Source organism: Endozoicomonas gorgoniicola, from assembly GCF_025562715.2.
Lineage (GTDB): Bacteria > Pseudomonadota > Gammaproteobacteria > Pseudomonadales > Endozoicomonadaceae > Endozoicomonas_A > Endozoicomonas_A gorgoniicola.
Genome location: NZ_JAPFCC010000001.1, coordinates 3,564,504 through 3,580,681, shown reverse-complemented (window position 1 = coordinate 3,580,681; position 16,178 = coordinate 3,564,504). Strand labels below are relative to the sequence as shown.

The 16,178-nt window shown below is 50.2% G+C and carries 12 protein-coding genes and 1 pseudogene; 9 read left to right on the top strand and 4 right to left on the bottom strand.

Annotated elements, in window-relative coordinates; translation table 11 throughout:
• Window positions 1-365 precede the first annotated feature (365 nt).
• Window positions 366-1,160, top strand: a complete 795-nt coding sequence (locus NX722_RS16445; protein WP_262563916.1) for an alpha/beta fold hydrolase — start codon at window positions 366-368, stop codon at window positions 1,158-1,160.
• A gap of 58 nt (window positions 1,161-1,218) precedes the next feature.
• Here the strand turns inward: NX722_RS16445 and NX722_RS16440 are convergent, their stop codons facing one another.
• On the bottom strand, window positions 1,219-2,115 hold the full coding sequence (locus NX722_RS16440) for a LysR family transcriptional regulator (protein WP_262563915.1): 897 nt from the start codon (window positions 2,113-2,115) through the stop codon (window positions 1,219-1,221).
• 199 nt (window positions 2,116-2,314) lie between these two features.
• Between NX722_RS16440 and NX722_RS16435 the strand changes: the two genes are divergently transcribed.
• The 6 genes from NX722_RS16435 to NX722_RS16410 all read left to right on the top strand — a co-directional run bounded on the left by NX722_RS16435 (window position 2,315) and on the right by NX722_RS16410 (window position 11,197).
• On the top strand, window positions 2,315-4,063 hold the full coding sequence (locus tag NX722_RS16435) for an amidohydrolase (RefSeq protein WP_262563914.1): 1,749 nt from the start codon (window positions 2,315-2,317) through the stop codon (window positions 4,061-4,063).
• A gap of 116 nt (window positions 4,064-4,179) precedes the next feature.
• Window positions 4,180-5,451 carry a serine hydrolase domain-containing protein gene (locus tag NX722_RS16430; RefSeq protein WP_262563913.1) on the top strand — a complete coding sequence of 424 codons (1,272 nt, stop codon included), beginning with the start codon at window positions 4,180-4,182 and terminating at the stop codon, window positions 5,449-5,451.
• An 81-nt stretch (window positions 5,452-5,532) separates the two neighbouring features.
• Window positions 5,533-7,419: a cation transporter gene (locus NX722_RS16425; protein WP_262563912.1), complete on the top strand. Its 1,887-nt coding sequence runs from the start codon at window positions 5,533-5,535 to the stop codon at window positions 7,417-7,419.
• Window positions 7,416-8,318, top strand: a complete 903-nt coding sequence (gene hflC, locus NX722_RS16420; RefSeq protein WP_262563911.1) for a protease modulator HflC — start codon at window positions 7,416-7,418, stop codon at window positions 8,316-8,318. Before NX722_RS16425 ends, hflC begins: the two co-directional genes overlap by 4 nt.
• Window positions 8,315-9,214 carry a protease modulator HflK gene (hflK, locus tag NX722_RS16415; protein ID WP_262563910.1) on the top strand — a complete coding sequence of 300 codons (900 nt, stop codon included), beginning with the start codon at window positions 8,315-8,317 and terminating at the stop codon, window positions 9,212-9,214. The genes hflC and hflK overlap by 4 nt, the downstream gene beginning before the upstream one ends.
• Window positions 9,215-9,265: 51 nt before the next feature.
• Window positions 9,266-11,197, top strand: a complete 1,932-nt coding sequence (locus NX722_RS16410; RefSeq protein ID WP_262563908.1) for an amidohydrolase — start codon at window positions 9,266-9,268, stop codon at window positions 11,195-11,197.
• Window positions 11,198-11,374: 177 nt separating this feature from the next.
• Here NX722_RS16410 and NX722_RS16405 read toward each other — a convergent pair whose 3' ends face one another.
• The 3 genes from NX722_RS16405 to NX722_RS16395 all read right to left on the bottom strand — a co-directional run bounded on the left by NX722_RS16405 (window position 11,375) and on the right by NX722_RS16395 (window position 13,064).
• A complete protein-coding gene (locus NX722_RS16405; RefSeq protein WP_262563907.1) occupies window positions 11,375-11,617 on the bottom strand; it encodes a hypothetical protein in 243 nt (80 codons plus the stop codon).
• A gap of 142 nt (window positions 11,618-11,759) precedes the next feature.
• Entirely contained in the window at window positions 11,760-12,542 is a 783-nt protein-coding gene (gene cpdA / locus NX722_RS16400; RefSeq protein WP_262563906.1) for a 3',5'-cyclic-AMP phosphodiesterase, read from the bottom strand.
• A 72-nt stretch (window positions 12,543-12,614) separates the two neighbouring features.
• Complete coding sequence (locus NX722_RS16395; RefSeq protein WP_262563905.1) at window positions 12,615-13,064, bottom strand: DUF1249 domain-containing protein; 450 nt, start codon at window positions 13,062-13,064, stop codon at window positions 12,615-12,617.
• Between the two features lie 213 nt (window positions 13,065-13,277).
• On the opposite strand from NX722_RS16395, the pseudogene NX722_RS16390 reads away from it, so the two are divergent.
• Window positions 13,278-13,916 (top strand): annotated as a pseudogene (locus NX722_RS16390) (IS1634 family transposase); the annotation flags it as partial.
• Window positions 13,917-14,190: 274 nt separating this feature from the next.
• On the top strand, window positions 14,191-15,651 hold the full coding sequence (locus NX722_RS16385; RefSeq protein ID WP_262563903.1) for a sigma-54 dependent transcriptional regulator: 1,461 nt from the start codon (window positions 14,191-14,193) through the stop codon (window positions 15,649-15,651).
• The last annotated feature ends 527 nt before the right edge of the window (window positions 15,652-16,178 follow it).

Sequence of the window (16,178 nt, the reverse complement as noted above, 5' to 3'; positions counted from 1 at the left end):
AATGAACAGGCAACTGTACGCTTTTTGATCTGTATCAAAAAATGGTGAGTAGTGCTTTAATTTACACGATTTTGACTCGTTAATGAGTTGCAGAGTAGGTGAAATCCCTGTGTTTTCAGATACAGTGCAGCTAATAAGATGGTTTTGATGTTAATTATGGTGCAGCTGTCAGAAGGGCGTAGCCAGGTTTCGGAAAAGGCAGGCAGCCCGTGTGAAGGATAATCAACCGCCCGGGCTGCCGACATGGTTTACGTTTGCAATAACGTCGGTTTTAGATGAAATTGTCTCTTGTAAATTACGGGTATCTATTGCTTCCGGGCGATCAATACAATCGGGCATAAGCTCAAAAACAGGAACACTGCTCCATGAAGCTTTACTCAAGACAGCAAGGGCAAGGGATTAATATAATCAGCGTCCATGGGTTGTTTGGTTCGCAGGAAAACCTGGGTGGCATTAACCGCAGGCTGGCGGATTTTTTTTGTGTGCATGGGCTGGATGTACGAAACCATGGTCGTTCACCACAGAGTGCCTCAATGTTGTATTCGGAGATGGCTGCAGACCTGATTGAGTACATGGATGAACAGGGTATTGAGAAAGCCTGTCTGCTTGGACACTCTATGGGTGGAAAGATCGTAATGGAGACGGCTTTGCACTACCCTGAACGGGTCGGCAAGGTTGCTGTGCTTGATATCGCACCAGTGACGTACACTCAACGGCGACACGATGATGTGTTTTCCGGTTTGAAAGCATTAAACCTCGATGCTTTGAAAAAACGCAGTGAAGCAGATGTCGGGCTGGCGCATTACATTCCAGAGACAGCAATACGACAGTTTCTGTTAAAAAACCTGTTCAGAAACAGCGAAGGGGTGTTTGACTGGAGAATGAACCTGACCGTTATTGAGCAGTCTTATGCGTCTATTCTGTCGGGGCAGCAGGCAGATAAGCCTTTTTCTGGCGAAGTACTGTTTTTGAAAGGTGGTGAGTCTGACTATATTTTGCCAGAGTATCGCGATGACGTTCTCAGACTATTCCCCAACGCCAGTTTACGAAGCATCCATGGAACCGGACACTGGCTGCATGCAGACAAGCCCGATCTGGTGGCCAGTACGCTGATTCGTTTTTTCAGGGATGAGCGCCAGAAGCTGGTATCTGAGCCATAAAAGAAGCCGCCTGGTCAGGCGGCTTCCAGCACTTTTAGCCATGTCCTCCGGGTGTCTGTCACAACTTATCAGAAGTCTCACTGAGCGCGGTAATCAGCGTTTGCAACGGTTCAGACAGAGGCTTGGAAGCCAGCCAGATGGCATCTGCGGACCAGCGAAAGTTTTTTTCCTGCTCAGCGCTGAACTCAATTAATTCACCACTGTCAATCAACTGCTGGCACTGGAGGCGCGGCTGATTACCCCAGCCTAAGCCATGACGAATCAAATCCAGAGCACAGGGAAAGCTGTTCACCCGGTAGATATGATGACTGGCCTTTTGTGTCTGGTTGTGTCCCATGTCCTGAAACGATTGCAGGATAATCTGTCGCATCTGCCGGCGGGTGTGCTGGCTGATTTCGGCACCGGGTTCTATGCCAAACTGCCTGGCGTATTCAGGGCTGGTCACGCTGGCTACCGGAAAGGTCAGAAGCTTGGAAACCGCGAAATCCAGGCTGTAATGCTCCGTTGACAGCAATACTGCCAAATCAGCTTCCCCGCTTTGGGTTCGCTTGATGCACTCCAGTGTATCCCCTTCAATAAAAGCCAGTTCCAGAGTGGGGTACTGGCGGGACAGTGCTGAGACGGCCGGAGTCAGTTGCAGCCCCAGAATTGAGCTGTCGATGGCCAGCGTCAGTCTGGAAGGCAGTTCCCGCAGAAAACTCAATGCCCGGTAGTTAAACTGCCTGACTTCAAACTCTATGGCTTTGGCGTACTGGTAGAGTTCGTCTGCCCGTTCATTAGGCTCTAAGGCTCTGGCCTTGCGTACAAACAGCTCAAACCCCAGATCAATCTCCAGATTGCTGACGTGCTTACTTAAGGTCGAAGCGTGTTTTTTTTCCCTATGGGCAGCAACGGCAAAGCTGCCCTCTTCGTAAACGGCAATAAAGGCAGTGAGCTGTTCAAGACTGTGGTTCAACTTTACGTTTCCCTTTTCCTTTTTTCTTTCACTTCAGCGGGTAGAGCAAGCCGTGAAAAAACAGCGGGCATTTTAGCATGAATAATTGTCATGCTAAGCATGAGTTAGTTGACCATGATCAGCGATTTGTTGATTACTTCGGTTAATGAATAATGGCGGTCATTTTTAAGGCAAATCAAACTACCCGATGGAGTCGACCGTGAAAGCAAAACCATTCCTGTTGTCATCCCTGGCCCTGTCGCTGGCACTGGCCACAGGCTCAGCCAGCGCGGGCGAGAACGCTGACACCGTTTATGTAAACGGTCAGGTCTATACCGTTAATACCGATCAGGCATGGGCTGAAGCGTTTGCTGTCAAGGACGGCAAATTCGTCAAGCTGGGCAGCAGCAAAGAGATTATGGCGTTCAAAGATGCTGACTCCAAAGTGGTTGACCTGAAAGGTCAGTTTGTAATGCCGGGCTTTATCGACGCCCACACCCACCCGGTACGGGTGAAGATGGTGGAAAACGTCTTCTTTAACAACAGCACCGCCAACCTGGAACATAAAACCCCGGAAGAGTTCGGGAAGCTGCTTCAGGATTATGCAAAAGGACGTGGCGCTGATAAAGAATGGATCTTCGGTAAGGCCTTCTCCTGGTCTTACTTCCACAATACCGGCGTGACCATGGATCGCCACTATCTGGATAAATACATCCCAGACCGTCCTGTTGCCATTGAAGACGAAGGGGGGCATGTGGTGGTAGTGAACACCAAGGCTTTGGAGCTGGCAGGTATCACTAAAGACACCATAGCGGCTGAAGGTGGCAAAATCCTGCTGGATAAAAACGGTGAGCCGAATGGCCATCTGGTGGCTGGGCCCGCGATCCAGCAGGTACTCAAATACCACCCTGCTCATCGGATGGAAGATGTCACTGAAGCGGCCGTCGAATCCATGAAGGAGATCAACGCGTTCGGTATTACATCGGTGAAAGTGATGGAAGGTGATCGCGAGCAGATGCAGGCGTACCACGACCTGGACAAGGCGGGCAAGTTGACCATGGACGTCAATATGCACCCGTACATCAATGAATTCTACTTCGGCAAATCCATTCTGCCTGCCCTGAAAGAGAAGCATAAATACGAAACCGAGCGTTTTCGTGTTGACGGCGTAAAAACCTTTATCGACTCCTCTCCTTTTGGTCGTGCGGCGGCACTGCACAAGCCTTACGCTGGCTCCGATGATTACGGCAAGCTTTACACGCCTTATGAGCGCTTTAAAGATGAAATGATCAAGTTCAACGGTATGGGGCTGGCGGTGACCACCCACACCGTGGGTGACCGGGGCATGTCTCTGGTGCTGAAGGCTATGGAAGAGTCCGCCAAAGTCAACGGTATTGAAAAAGTCCGTGAGCTGCGTAACCACATTGCTCACTGCTTTATGGTGGAGGATCAGGATTTTGCCCGGGCTAAAAACGTGAACGCCACCATGGAGTTCTCTCCGGGTTTCTGGACGCCAATGCCGGTTTACGAAGTGCTGGCTCAGGACATGCCTAACGGTATGGAAGATATCAAGAACTTCTTCCCAATCAAGAAGGCTATCGCTGAGGGCAACAACTACGTAGCGGCCAGTGACTGGAGCCAGTCTCCTCTGGATCCACTGCAGCACATTGAAACGCTGACTACCCGACGCATGCCAGGCGCGAGTGAATCCGAGAAGAGCATGAACCCGGACGCAGTAATTCCGCTGGAGAACGCCATTCGCGCTTACACGCTGAATGCAGCCGTCTCTCTGCGTCTGGAAGATAAGGTGGGCAGCCTTGAACAAGGCAAGAAAGCCAACTTCCAGATCATGAGTAACAACCTGTTTGAGGTACCGCTGAACCAGGTTCATGCCCAGTACCCGACCAAGGTCTACTACGAAGGCAAGTTGATTGCGAAGAATGATCGCAAGCCGGTAGAAGCATCATAACGATTGCTCTGAACCACCGGCAAAACCGTTCTTCGGGCGGTTTTGTCGGTGGTCTTTTTAATCAATTATGACCTGCCATTAAGACTTTGAGTAAAGAATCAGACAAGGAACAGAGTATGAAAAAAACGCTACTCGCCACCGTTATTACCATGGCTGCATTCGGAGCCAATGCCTTCACACTGGATAAGGCGGATACCGACACTCTGGACAGGCTGGCTGGCTATGGCATCACCCAGTCTAACTGGGATGACGGAGAGTTTACCTCGCTAACGTTCATTGATTCCCATCGTCTGCTGAACCACGCCACCATGTACCCTGCGAAGCAAGGCCGTACTTTTGAGAAGTCTTCCAGGGCGCTGGATATGTCTGCACCGGTTCAGGATGTCGATGGTTTTGAGTTGACCATTGAAGAACTGTTACGGGATCGCCTGCATAACCGCACCATGGTGGTATTGCAGGATGGCAAACTGGTGCATGAACATTACTGGTCAGGCACCAACAAAGACACTCTGCAACTGGCTCAGAGTGTTACCAAATCTTTTGCCAGCTCCCTGGCCGCTATCGCTCAGGAAGAAGGTTATCTGAAGTTTTCCGACCCGATTGACAAGTACCTGCCCGAAGCGAAAGGCACAGTGATCGAAGGCCAGCCCCTGCAATATGCACTGGATATGCGCACCGGTTTCGGACTGATTGACGCCGACAACCAGAATGCCTACGCCAGTGACTGGGATATGAGCATGGCGAAAGCCATCGGCTGGTACGGTGAGCCGACTGACTGGGTTGGCGTACAGGAATACACCAAACACCTGAACAAAACCGCTTACGAGGCGGGCAAAAAGTATGAGTACCACAGCTACAACACCGAAGTGCTGGGTCTGATCACAGCGCGTGCTACCGACCAGCACTGGAGCCAGTACTTTGAAGACAAGATCTGGAAGCAGGGTGGGTTCAACTCCAAAGCCACCATCTTTGTCGGCAAAGACGATCAGCCCATGGCCTGCGGCGGCCTGTCCATGACCACCCGTGATGCAGCCACCATGGGTGATATCTGGGCGCACGACGGTAAGGCGCAGGACGGCACCCAGGTGATTCCGAAGACGTTCCTGGATGGAATCTGGGCGGGTGATAAGGAAGTTAAAGCGGCCTGGGCACTGGGTAAAGAAGCGGCACTGGCTGACGGTTTCTACAAAGATCAGTTCCGCATCCTGAACCTCGATGGTAAGCCGTGGATGGTAGGCATTGGTGTTCATGGCCAGATTCTGGCGGTGGAAAAAGAGAGTAAGACCGTTGTTGCCATGTTTGGTAACTACAACGTCGCATCCAGTGCACGTTTCGCGGTCGATGGCTTCCATACTGCTCTCCCGACCATTCTTAATAACATCAGGTAATTCTGCCCTTCAGGCTACCGGCAAGCCGTCCTCAGACGGTTTGCCGGTGGCTTTTTTATTGAGTTTTTTACAGGCCAGAGGATGTTTTCAGACAGACGTATTCGCACATCAGCAACGGCACTTGTTATTGATCTGGCATTGACCGGGTTTCGTATTTTTCTGGCCTGGCTCACTGCCAGTGTGGCGTTAAGCGCTGATGCCCTGCACTCCCTGAGTGATGTGCTGGTGTCACTGGTGCTGCTGTTGAGCATGGCTTATCGCTTCCGGCAGGAGCGCAGTGGTGATGAACGGCGAATCCAGCGCGCCATTAAAGTGGAAGGAATGGCGGTCATTCTGGTATCGCTGCTGATTCTGGCCGTACCTTATGAGATTTATGACCAGACCCTGACCGTACAGAATGAACCGATCACTCACGCCTGGTGGGGCATCGCCGGTATCGGTGTGGTCATGGTGTTGCTGTTGTTTATTTCCCGCCTGAAAATGCTGGTGGGTATCGAAGCAGAATCCGAAGTACTGAAAGCCGACAGCCTGCACACCAGGGTGGACCTGATGACCTCCGGGGCGGTGATGCTGTCCCTGATCGGTTCCCTGATCGGTTTTAATATTGATGAATATGCGGCACTGCTGATCGCCTTGATGATTTTGATCACGGGGGCTGAGCTGCTGGTCACGGGTGTGCGCACCCTGTCCGGACACGATGCGCCGGATGTTCCTTTGCTGGAACGGTGCTACCAGACACTGGTTCGCTATCTGCCCGACCACATCCCTGTCGAGGCGACAGCGCGTCGTTGCAGACAGTTAGCCAGCCAGTTGTGGAAGCCTGTCTGTGCAGTAGCTACCGTGGTCTATCTGACTTCCGGCATAACGGTTGTTCCCCAGGGATATATTGGTGTTCACACCCGCCTTGGCAAAATTACTGACAATCACATTCAACCCGGTCTGGTCTGGTCTTTACCCCAGCCCTTTGAGCAGGTGACTTTGCTCCCGGAAGGGCAGCTGTATTCCATTGCCATTGGCAGCAAAAATTCTTTTTTACGCCCGTCTTACGGGGCAAAGCTGTGGTACTCCATCAAGCAAAGCCAGCTAAGCCGGGAAGATGCTGACTATCTGCTCACCGGAGATGAAAAGCTGATGTTTTTTACCGCAGACCTTCAGTACCGGCTCACAGATCCCAGCGCCGAACTGAACCGGTTTACTCACATTGAGGAACTGCTGGTAAATCTGGCTAATGCCGTGTTGACCCGCAGTAGCGCCAAAGTCAGTTTTGCCCGGCTGCAACAGGAAGGTTTCAGTGATTATGCGGCTACTCTGGCGGAGCAGATTACTGCTGAGGTGGAACCGTTTCAGCTGCCGGTTGAAATAGTGTCAGTCAACGTCCAGCAAATTGAGCCTCCGGCCTATCTGGTCAGCCAGTACCGTGATGCCCTGGACGCCTATCAGGAGAGCCATACCCTGGTGAATCAGGCTGAGGGTTGGCGTTTAACGGAAATTCCCAAAGCGCGGGCTCAGCATTTTCTGGTGAAATCCGAAGCCAGGGCACAGGCGAGCCAGCGAGTCCATTCCGCTGAAGGTGAGAGTCGTCATTTTAAAGCGTTAGCCACGGTGTACCATGAAGCGCCTGAGGCCTACCGGTTTAATCAACGGGTGGATATTGCCCGGAACGCATTGACGGGAAAACCGTTTACGGTGATTGATCCGGCCTTCAGCAGTCAGGATTTTCGCATCTGGGGTAATCCCTATGGAAGCCCGATGCTCCAGCACCCCCGGACGTTGCCGGAATCACAATCTTCTGAACCTCAGCCAGACGAAGAGGTGCCAGCTTTATCGCTTCCGGATCTCACTCAGCAACCGGTTATCAATAACGGCTATCCGGACTATCTGAACGAGATGAGTGAAGGAGAACGCAACCTCAGTGCCGGGGAGCGGGAGTTGTTGGAGAATTTCAGAATATTCAGGTCAGGTCCATGAATTTGAAAGCAAAAATCTGGTGGCTGGCAGGAGGGCTGCTCAGCGTATACATCGCGGCCACCTGCTTTGTCACGGTGAACGAACACGAGTACGCAGTGATCACCCAGTTCGGCAGACCAGTGAAAACCATTACCGAAGCGGGACTGGCGGTGAAACTGCCCAACCCGGTTCAGGCGGTGACACCTCTGGAAAAAAGGGTGCAGATGCTGCGGCTTGAGCCCAGTGAATACAGCACCAGGGATCGTCGTAACATTGTCGTCGATAATTACGTAGTCTGGCGTATCGTTGATCCTGTGGTTTTCCTGACCAGTACCCGCACCACCGAAATTGCACAACAGCGGCTGAATACCATCACCAACTCCCAGGTTGGGGCGATGCTGGCCTCCTATCCGCTGGACAGTATTCTTAACGTCGACTCAGAACAAAATCAGCTGGATAAACTGTTTCAGCAGGTGTCTGAGCGGGTGGATAAGGTCAGTCGTCAGGAGCTGGGCATCGAAGTGCTGGCGGTGCGGGCGGTAAAATTTGGTTATTCACCCCGCAACCTGAAAGCCATTTACGATCGTATGAGTTCAGAGTGGGAGCGGCTGTCGAAGCAATACCGGGCGCAAGGCCATGAAGAAGCGGAGAAAATCCGTGCCCGAACTGAGCAGGAAATTGCCGAGCTGAAATCCACCGCCTACCGTGACAGCCAGATCATCAAGGGCAACAGTGAGGCCAGGGCCGCAGAGCTATATAGTCAGGCTTTTGAGTCCCACCAGGAATTCTTTGAATTTGTGCGAACCATGGAAGCTTACAAGGCAGTTCTAGACAACAATAGTCGTCTTGTATTACCGTCGGACTCTGATTTGTTTGAGCAACTGGTTAACCCTAAGCTGGATGTCAAGGACGAATCATGAGTTGGTGGCAGGATGTCAGCCGGGTTTACCGGCAGTTGTTTCACCGTCTGCGCTGGCTGGTCGTGGTGCTGGCGTTGATGCTCTACGGCGTTAGTGGGTTTTACTCGGTGGATGCAGATCAGCGGGCTGTGGTCAGTCGCTTTGGTCGCATTGTCGAGCAGAATGTCATGCCGGGAATGCACTACCGGTTGCCCTGGCCGGTGGAAAGTGTGGAAACCCTTTCGGCTGTTGAACTTCGCTCTATCAATATTGATTTTGCCAAAGAGCTGGACAGCGCTTTGACCGGCAGCGAACTGACTACTGGCAAGGGTGACCTGATTGAACTGGCTTTGCAGGTTCAGTACAGCATCCCCAGCCCCGGTAAGTTTTTATCCGTTGCCATGGACGCTGAGACCATATTGCGTAACACCGCCAAAGCTCAGGCGGTGATTTATGTCAGCCAGAGAGAGTTGGACAGCCTGCTGACCACCGGGCGCAGTGACTTTCAACAGTGGATGCAACAGGCGATTCAACAGGAGCTGGACAGCTTTGGTCCGGGAATTACCGTCACCAACGTTATGCTGAACCGGCTGGAGACCCCGGCTGTTATCAAGCAGGCATACGACGAAGTACAAATGGCTCCGGCGGCCAGGGAAAAACTGATTCAGGATGCGCTCGGGGAGCGGGAGACGAAGCTGGCCCAGGCTCGCAGTGAAGTAAACAATACCCTCAAACAGGCCCAGGCTCAGGCCCAGGCGCAGGTTGCCAATACCGAAGGTGAGGTTCAGCGACTGAACACATTAATTGTGAGTCTGGAAAGGCAGCCAGGGCTGGCAAAAAAACGGCTGTATCTGGAAACCCTCAAACAGATACTGGAAAAGGCCCGGGTCAGTTTTATTAACCGGGATAAACCGTAGAACGGAATTGATACAAAAAATTTTACTGACAAGATAAAACCAGGAGTAATCATGAAACGCCAAATGTTTGATCTGAATGATAACGACAACATTCTGGAATCACCGCAACGCAGAAGCTTCTTCAAAAAGAGTTTTGGTGCTGCGGCCACTGCCGCCGCTGCGGCGACAATGGTCAGCCCTATCGCCCAGGCAGTAGCCAGTGGTGGGGTGGCAGCCCCGCACCCGAGTGTTGGTGACAAAACCGTTCTGTACGTGAACGGTAAAGTCTACCAGGGGGGTAAGTACAAGCAGGCATGGGCAGAAGCTTTTGTGGTTCGTGGCAACGTGTTTACCAAGGTAGGTACAACCGAAGAAATTCTGAAGCTGCGCACACCGGAAACGCTGGTGGTTGACCTGCGCGGTCACACGGTTCTGCCGGGACTGATTGACGACCATATGCACCCTGAAATGGCGGTGGAATGCTTCAACAATGTCCGTGTAGACGAGCTGAGCACCACCTGGGATGAATTCAAGGTGTTGGTAAAAAAAGAACTGGATGAACACCCTGAACGACCATGGGTGTTTGGCGCAAACCTTGATTACCTGTGGGATGATGGCTCAAACATCAAGATGTTCGGCAAGCCTTCCCATAAGAAGATTCTTGACGAGCTGATTCCGGACAAGCCTGCGTACTTCTGGGAGTGTTCAGGTCATGCGGCGCTGGTTAACTCTAAAGCCCTTGAAGTATGCGGTATTACCAAGGATACGCCGGACCCTGTTGGTGGTCATTACGTGCGTGACGAGAATGGCGAGGCGACGGGTGTACTCCGTGAACTGGCGGCTCACATTGTCTGGGAGAAGTGGCTGGGTACACTGCCAGGACCTAAGGAACTGGGTGAAAAGCAGCTCAAGCCTGTTTTCAGCTACATAAACAGTTACGGCCTGACGTCGGTCAGTGAAGTGTGGTCCCGTGAAATGTACGGCCAGGCTTACAAATACCTGGATGACAATGATGACCTGAGTGTTCGTCTGACGGTTTATGCGACAGATGTTGTTGACTTCGCTACGCCGGAAATGCAGAAGCTGGCGGACAAGTACATCATGAATCACAGGGACTATAGCGGCAAGAATGTAAAAATTGTTGGCGTTAAGTACATCCTTGACGGTGCTGCGGCAGGCCAAACGGCGGTTGTCGTTGAACCTTATGAAGGCACTGACTATCACGGACCATGGCGTAACACGCCTGAACAGTACCGTGAAGGCCTGAAAAAATACGATGCCATGGGGCTGACGGTTCATGCGCATTGCGCGGGTGATGGCGCTGCCCGTATGGTGCTGGATGCCGTAGAAGAGCTGCGCAAGAAACCCGGTAACAACGCTGACAAGCTACAGCACCGGGTAGCCCATTGTGCAATGATCCATCCGGATGACGTTCAGCGCTTTGCAGAACTGAATGTTTACGCAGAATTCTCACCCGTGTTCTGGTACGACATGGCTGCTACTCGTGTGATCGAGCAGGATATTGGCAAAGAACGTGTTCATAAATACATGTACCCGGTGAAGCCAATTGTTGACAGTGGCGCGCCTGTAGCTATTGGTACAGACTGGATGGTAACCCCGCTTGACCCGTGGGCGGCGATTGAGACCATCGTAACCCGTCGTGGTTGTGGCATTAAGGAAGGATCCACCATGAACGCCGAGGAGTATGCTATTTCTCTGGAAACTGCCGTCTGGATGTACACCCAGGCTAACGCTGACAGTCAGAAGCGTTCCCACGAAATCGGCTCCATCACTCCGGGAAAATACGCTGACTTCGCGGTACTCAACCAGAATATCTTTGAAGTGCCAATTACCGACGTTCACAAGACCAAGGTTCTCAGCACTGTTCTGGGTGGTCGTGATGTTTACCTGAGCTCCAGGGTTAAGGAAATTATCGACCTTGACGAGTTGACGGGTGATTTCGAGAACAAGATGACGTTCGCATCGGTTGGACGTAACTTCTAATTAATCCCACCTTTGGATTCACAAGTGGCCAGGGACGGCCACATTCTTTTTTCAGGATGCGATTCCCTATTTTGACATAGTTCATTTTTATATCACCGTTGGCAGCATGAAAACGGATCGTTGAGCATGGCTTATCGCTTCCGGCAGGGGCGCAGTGGTGATGAGCAACGAATAAGGCTAATGCAAAGTACTGTCATTAAACCTGTCAGAATCATCAAATTCATCAAAACTTTCATAACCGTCAGCCGTATCTTGATGCAACTGGTGCTTTTCCCAGTATTCATCAATACCGCGACGGATGGATTTTGACTTTCTTTTCTTACAGCGATCTCTGGCAGATTGGGTTTTACGGACTTCCTGACCGCCATCCCAATAGATTTGATCCTGGTCGTCGTACTGCATTGACCTCACCCTGGACATAAAGACTCCTTTCTTTACTACTTCAGGAACAACGCAGCGGGACTGATTGGTTTTATTGGCCGACAATCCCGCTGCTCCTATTAATAAATTTAGGAAAGCAGCGGGCATTGTTAATAATAAAAGCTTATATAAAACAGAGGTTTCAATAACCTGACGAGGTAAAATCCGGAGATTGGCTGTATTCAGGCAGGCGGATAACCTGAGTATTCAGGGAACCGTCTGACTGCAGGTCGATGAGCCGATAGCCAGGCGGTTGGCTGTCGAGGCAGAAATCATAAGATTCTGGTTTGAACTGAACAGCGGTTGAGGGTGCTGAGAGTACCCGGACAAGGCCTTGCTGCCATTCCTGCACCTGATGAATGTGGCCGTTAATCACCACTTTGACGTTCGTGTGCCGGTTTATCCGTTCCCAGAATGCCTCGCTGTTCTGAAGGTTTATCTTGTCCAGCCACGGGCTGTTGATGGTGTAAGCCGGATGATGAAAGGCGATCAGGGTGTGATGATCCGGATACCGCCTCAACTGCTGTTCCATATAGTCCAGCTCCGGGTCGGACAAAAGGCCGGGAATTCCATCATCCAGATGAGAGTCCAGCAGTAGTAGCTGCCAGTTTCTCCTTATAACGGATTTTTGCATGGCTGCCGGACAGACTTCCTGCATCATGGCTGTGATATCGTGGTTGCCAGCCAGCCAGTAATAGGGGATTTTCAGGGTCTCGAGCTGTTGCTGTATCCATTGATAGGACGCTTTACTATCATCCTGGCTCAGGTCCCCAGTGACTACGATCAGGTCAATGCTGTTCAGGCGCTGTTCAATATCATCCAGAATGCCACGCAGGCTCGCGCGGGTATCGACTCCCATCAAACGACCTTCTGTATTGCCAAACACATGACAATCAGAAATCTGGACAACTCGGATTTTGCTCATTCTTTCGCTCAGGAAGGGCAGGTTTAAAGATACTACAGTGTATCAGGTTTGCAGGTCAGTGAGCGTGATGGATCAAACGATTCCGTAATGAACATGACCACCGCTGAAACAGAAATTTAACCAGTCTGACAGAAAAAGATTCAGCTGTTCTTTCTCATCGGGCAGTAACATTTTGTCATTGGGGTAGGAGTACACTGGTTCAAAATAACGAATTTTCTGTACGCTGGTCACTTCTGCCATGGCAGCATCGTGATAAAGACGAACCTGCATGGTCGGCAGGGCAAGCCACTGGCTCCAGTCTGCTTCGAACGTGATGCGAAGAGTTGTCGTATACCGGGCGCGGTTCTGTACATGAAAATGCATCTGTCCCTGATGTACAGAATGACTGACCAGTAACGTGTATTCATCCTGCTTGTCCAGGTCAGGTAACAGCTTCAGCAGTTTGTGATAGTTGCTTTCACAAATGCAATGTTGCCGGATCAGGTTAACCTTATAAGCAGGTTTGTTCAGAGGGCGCTTCATAACTCCAAGAATAGTCGAACCTGGGTTCTGGCTCTATGACGCAGAAATCCTGCCAACTTTGCTGATTCGCCCGGATATCTTTGATTCAGTCTATGGTTTACCTCCTCCTATTTTAATGATTTGAATACTCAGGCAGCAGATAAATGCAAAGATCGGCGTGTAACCCGACATTCACCACCCAGCATGACATTTTCCTAATAGCTGCTATCTATCGAATCGGATGCCATGGAAGCTTTCAAGCTATGGCAAAAACAGTCCGTATACTGCCGGGCTGAACCTGAGATCATCGAGAGTCCCTGCTATAAAACCAAAGGCCGTCCTGCTGATGGGAGGGTTCCCGACCACTATGAATATTATGTGACAGGCTCCTGCACGGTTGCTGTACAGACTCGTCGTGATGCAGAAGCATCGTTGGGTTGTTTTGTTCTGGCAACCAACGATACAGATACAGCCCGGCTTGACGCTGGCGAACTACTGAGGACGTGTAAATCCCAGCAGCAGGTTGAGAGAGGTTTTCGCTTCCTGAAGAGCCCTGATTTTCTGGTGTCTTCACTGTATCTCAAAAAACCTGAGCGTATTGAGGTCCTGTTAATGGTGATGACACTCTGTCTTATGGTCTATGCTGCAATTCAGCATCGAATCCGCTATGAACTGAAAAGGCAGAGCCGAACGTTCCCGGACATGAAGAAGAAACCAGCCCAGAATCCAACGGGCAGATGGGTTTTCCTGTGCTTTGATGGGATTCATGTACTGTCGGTTAACGGGACGGAGAAACACATGGTTGGAATATCAGAGAGGCAATCGACGATCATTTTTATTTTGGGCTCAACGTACCAAGAAATTTATTCCTGAATAGTGTGGTGAATGACGGTTAATAGATAAGAGACTTCAGCTTAAAGGCTTTTATCGGTTAATAAGCATAAAAAAACACTTGACCCCTCCCAAAACACAGCCGCATTTCCGACAAATTGCAAAAATCCCGATAAAAATTCATTAAAGTTCGAAATAAATTTGACGAAACAGTTATTTAGGCCTTAAATGAATTAATAAGAGTATGTTTTATAGCGATTCTGATTAATTCAAGCTGTTTTTTTTCATTGCTTTGATGACAGGGACCGTCGTTACAATGGAGACAGTGGATCAGGTGCTTATCATAGAAGACGCTCAGCAGCGTCGCCATGACCTCAGCACCATACTTGAATTTATGGGGTATCGCACCAAGGCTATTGGTGCGGCATACTGGGAAGAAGCCGTCAGCGACATGGACAAGGGTGGCTTCTGTGCCTTGTTTCTGGGAGATTTTCTTCAGGCTGAAAGCTCTCTGCAGGGAATGATTGCCCGCATACAGCGCTGGAGCGGAGGTGTACCGGTCGTTCGTGTTGCTGAACCCCTTCCTGAAAACCTTCAATCCTCACTTCGCCGTCAAATTATTGCCCGCATCGACTGGCCTTGCACCAAGCCGCAGCTGCTTTCGTGTCTGCACTATGGGCAGGTGTATCGTGAGCAGTGGCGACAGGTGCACCAAACCGGTTTTAATCACCAGGTGGAACTGTTTCGCGGGCTGGTGGGCAAAGGGGAAAGAATTCGTAAAGTGCGAGCCGCCATGTCGAAAGTGGCAAACAGTGATGTCAGCGTGCTGATAACCGGAGAGTCTGGAACCGGCAAGGAAGTGGTGGCGCGTAATCTGCACGAACATTCTGACCGGAAGGGTGGACCTTTTGTTCCGGTGAATTGTGGTGCGATTCCCCACGACCTGCTCGAAAGCGAACTCTTTGGCCATGAAAAGGGTTCTTTTACCGGTGCAGTTGCTACCCGGAAAGGGCGCTTTGAGCTGGCTCAGGGTGGCACTCTGTTCCTGGATGAAATCGGTGATATGCCCATGCACATGCAGGTCAAGCTGCTGCGTGTGTTGCAGGAAAGAACCTTTGATCGTGTAGGTGGCTCTGAACCCATCGAGGTGAATGTCAGAATCATTGCCGCTACCCATAAAAACCTTAAAGATATGATTGAGGTGGGTGAGTTCCGGGAAGACCTCTATTACCGGTTAAATGTATTCCCGATTGAAATGCCTGCCCTCAGAGAGCGACCTGAGGATATTCCACTGATTCTTAATGAACTGGTGGGTGCAATGGAAAAGCAGGGCAGGGGTTCTATCCGGCTTAGTTCTGCCTCTATTCTTTCTTTGTGTCGTCATGACTGGCCGGGTAATGTCCGGGAGATGGCCAATCTGCTGGAGCGCCTGGCAGTGATGTACCCCTATGGTGTTGTGGGTATTCAGGATCTGCCGCCAAATTTCTGCCATTTTGATCAGCATACCGGTGACGATGACGGTGTTGCTGATCTCTTCCCCGATAGTATTCAACCAGCAGGCAGTGGCGGTGTGGATGATCTGGCTGTGCTACCGGTCGGTGGTCTGGACCTGAAAGAATTTCTGACCCGTCTGGAAAAAAGCCTGATTCAGCAGGCGTTAAGTGACTGTAATAATGTTGTTGCCAGGGCTGCTGATAAGCTTCAAATTCGTCGTACGACACTGGTTGAAAAAATGAGAAAGTACAGTTTGCACCGCTACGAAGAAACTGCCCGCTAATTATTTTCCTGACCTGAAAAAAAACGCCATAGACCTGTCTATGGCGTTTTTTTTTGTTTGAATAAATCACTTGTTCATCTCGTTCGTAATTCATTCCTGTTTCTTTAAGTAAAAATAAAAATGACATAAAGATGTCGTTTTTATTTTTGTTATGTATGTCATCTGCAAATGACAAAAAAATGTCAAATTTTCCAGTTTTAATCTGAATAATTTGTCATTAATTCGTCACTATAAACTGACACTGTCAATTAATTTTCGTTACGCTTTTCAAAAAAACAACCAGTTTGTATTAAATGGTGACAGTGTTTGTGTGGTGTCAATTTATTATCACGCCAGAAAAATGAACGATAAAAATAAAAATCAACATAATCAATGAGTTATCTGTTGCTTTTGTTACCTGGTCAAATTATTGCCACGTCAAGGTGGTGACAACTCGTGTATTTGCTGTTTTTTAAAAGACTGGCATAAGACTTGTTATATAAAAGGTGACATTAAAAAAGTTGTTGAAGTAAGGAATTGATGTAGCG

Bases quoted from the DNA above. Each gene is read 5' to 3' on its own strand.
- hflK (WP_262563910.1), top strand. From the start codon at position 8,315: ATGAGTTGGTGGCAGGATGTCAGCCGGGTTTACCGGCAGTTGTTTCAC.
- NX722_RS16385 (WP_262563903.1), top strand. From the start codon at position 14,191: ATGGAGACAGTGGATCAGGTGCTTATCATAGAAGACGCTCAGCAGCGT.
- hflC (WP_262563911.1), top strand. From the start codon at position 7,416: ATGAATTTGAAAGCAAAAATCTGGTGGCTGGCAGGAGGGCTGCTCAGC.
- NX722_RS16395 (WP_262563905.1), bottom strand. From the start codon at position 13,064: ATGAAGCGCCCTCTGAACAAACCTGCTTATAAGGTTAACCTGATCCGG.
- NX722_RS16430 (WP_262563913.1), top strand. From the start codon at position 4,180: ATGAAAAAAACGCTACTCGCCACCGTTATTACCATGGCTGCATTCGGA.
- cpdA (WP_262563906.1), bottom strand. From the start codon at position 12,542: ATGAGCAAAATCCGAGTTGTCCAGATTTCTGATTGTCATGTGTTTGGC.
- NX722_RS16445 (WP_262563916.1), top strand. From the start codon at position 366: ATGAAGCTTTACTCAAGACAGCAAGGGCAAGGGATTAATATAATCAGC.
- NX722_RS16410 (WP_262563908.1), top strand. From the start codon at position 9,266: ATGAAACGCCAAATGTTTGATCTGAATGATAACGACAACATTCTGGAA.
- NX722_RS16405 (WP_262563907.1), bottom strand. From the start codon at position 11,617: ATGTCCAGGGTGAGGTCAATGCAGTACGACGACCAGGATCAAATCTAT.
- NX722_RS16425 (WP_262563912.1), top strand. From the start codon at position 5,533: ATGTTTTCAGACAGACGTATTCGCACATCAGCAACGGCACTTGTTATT.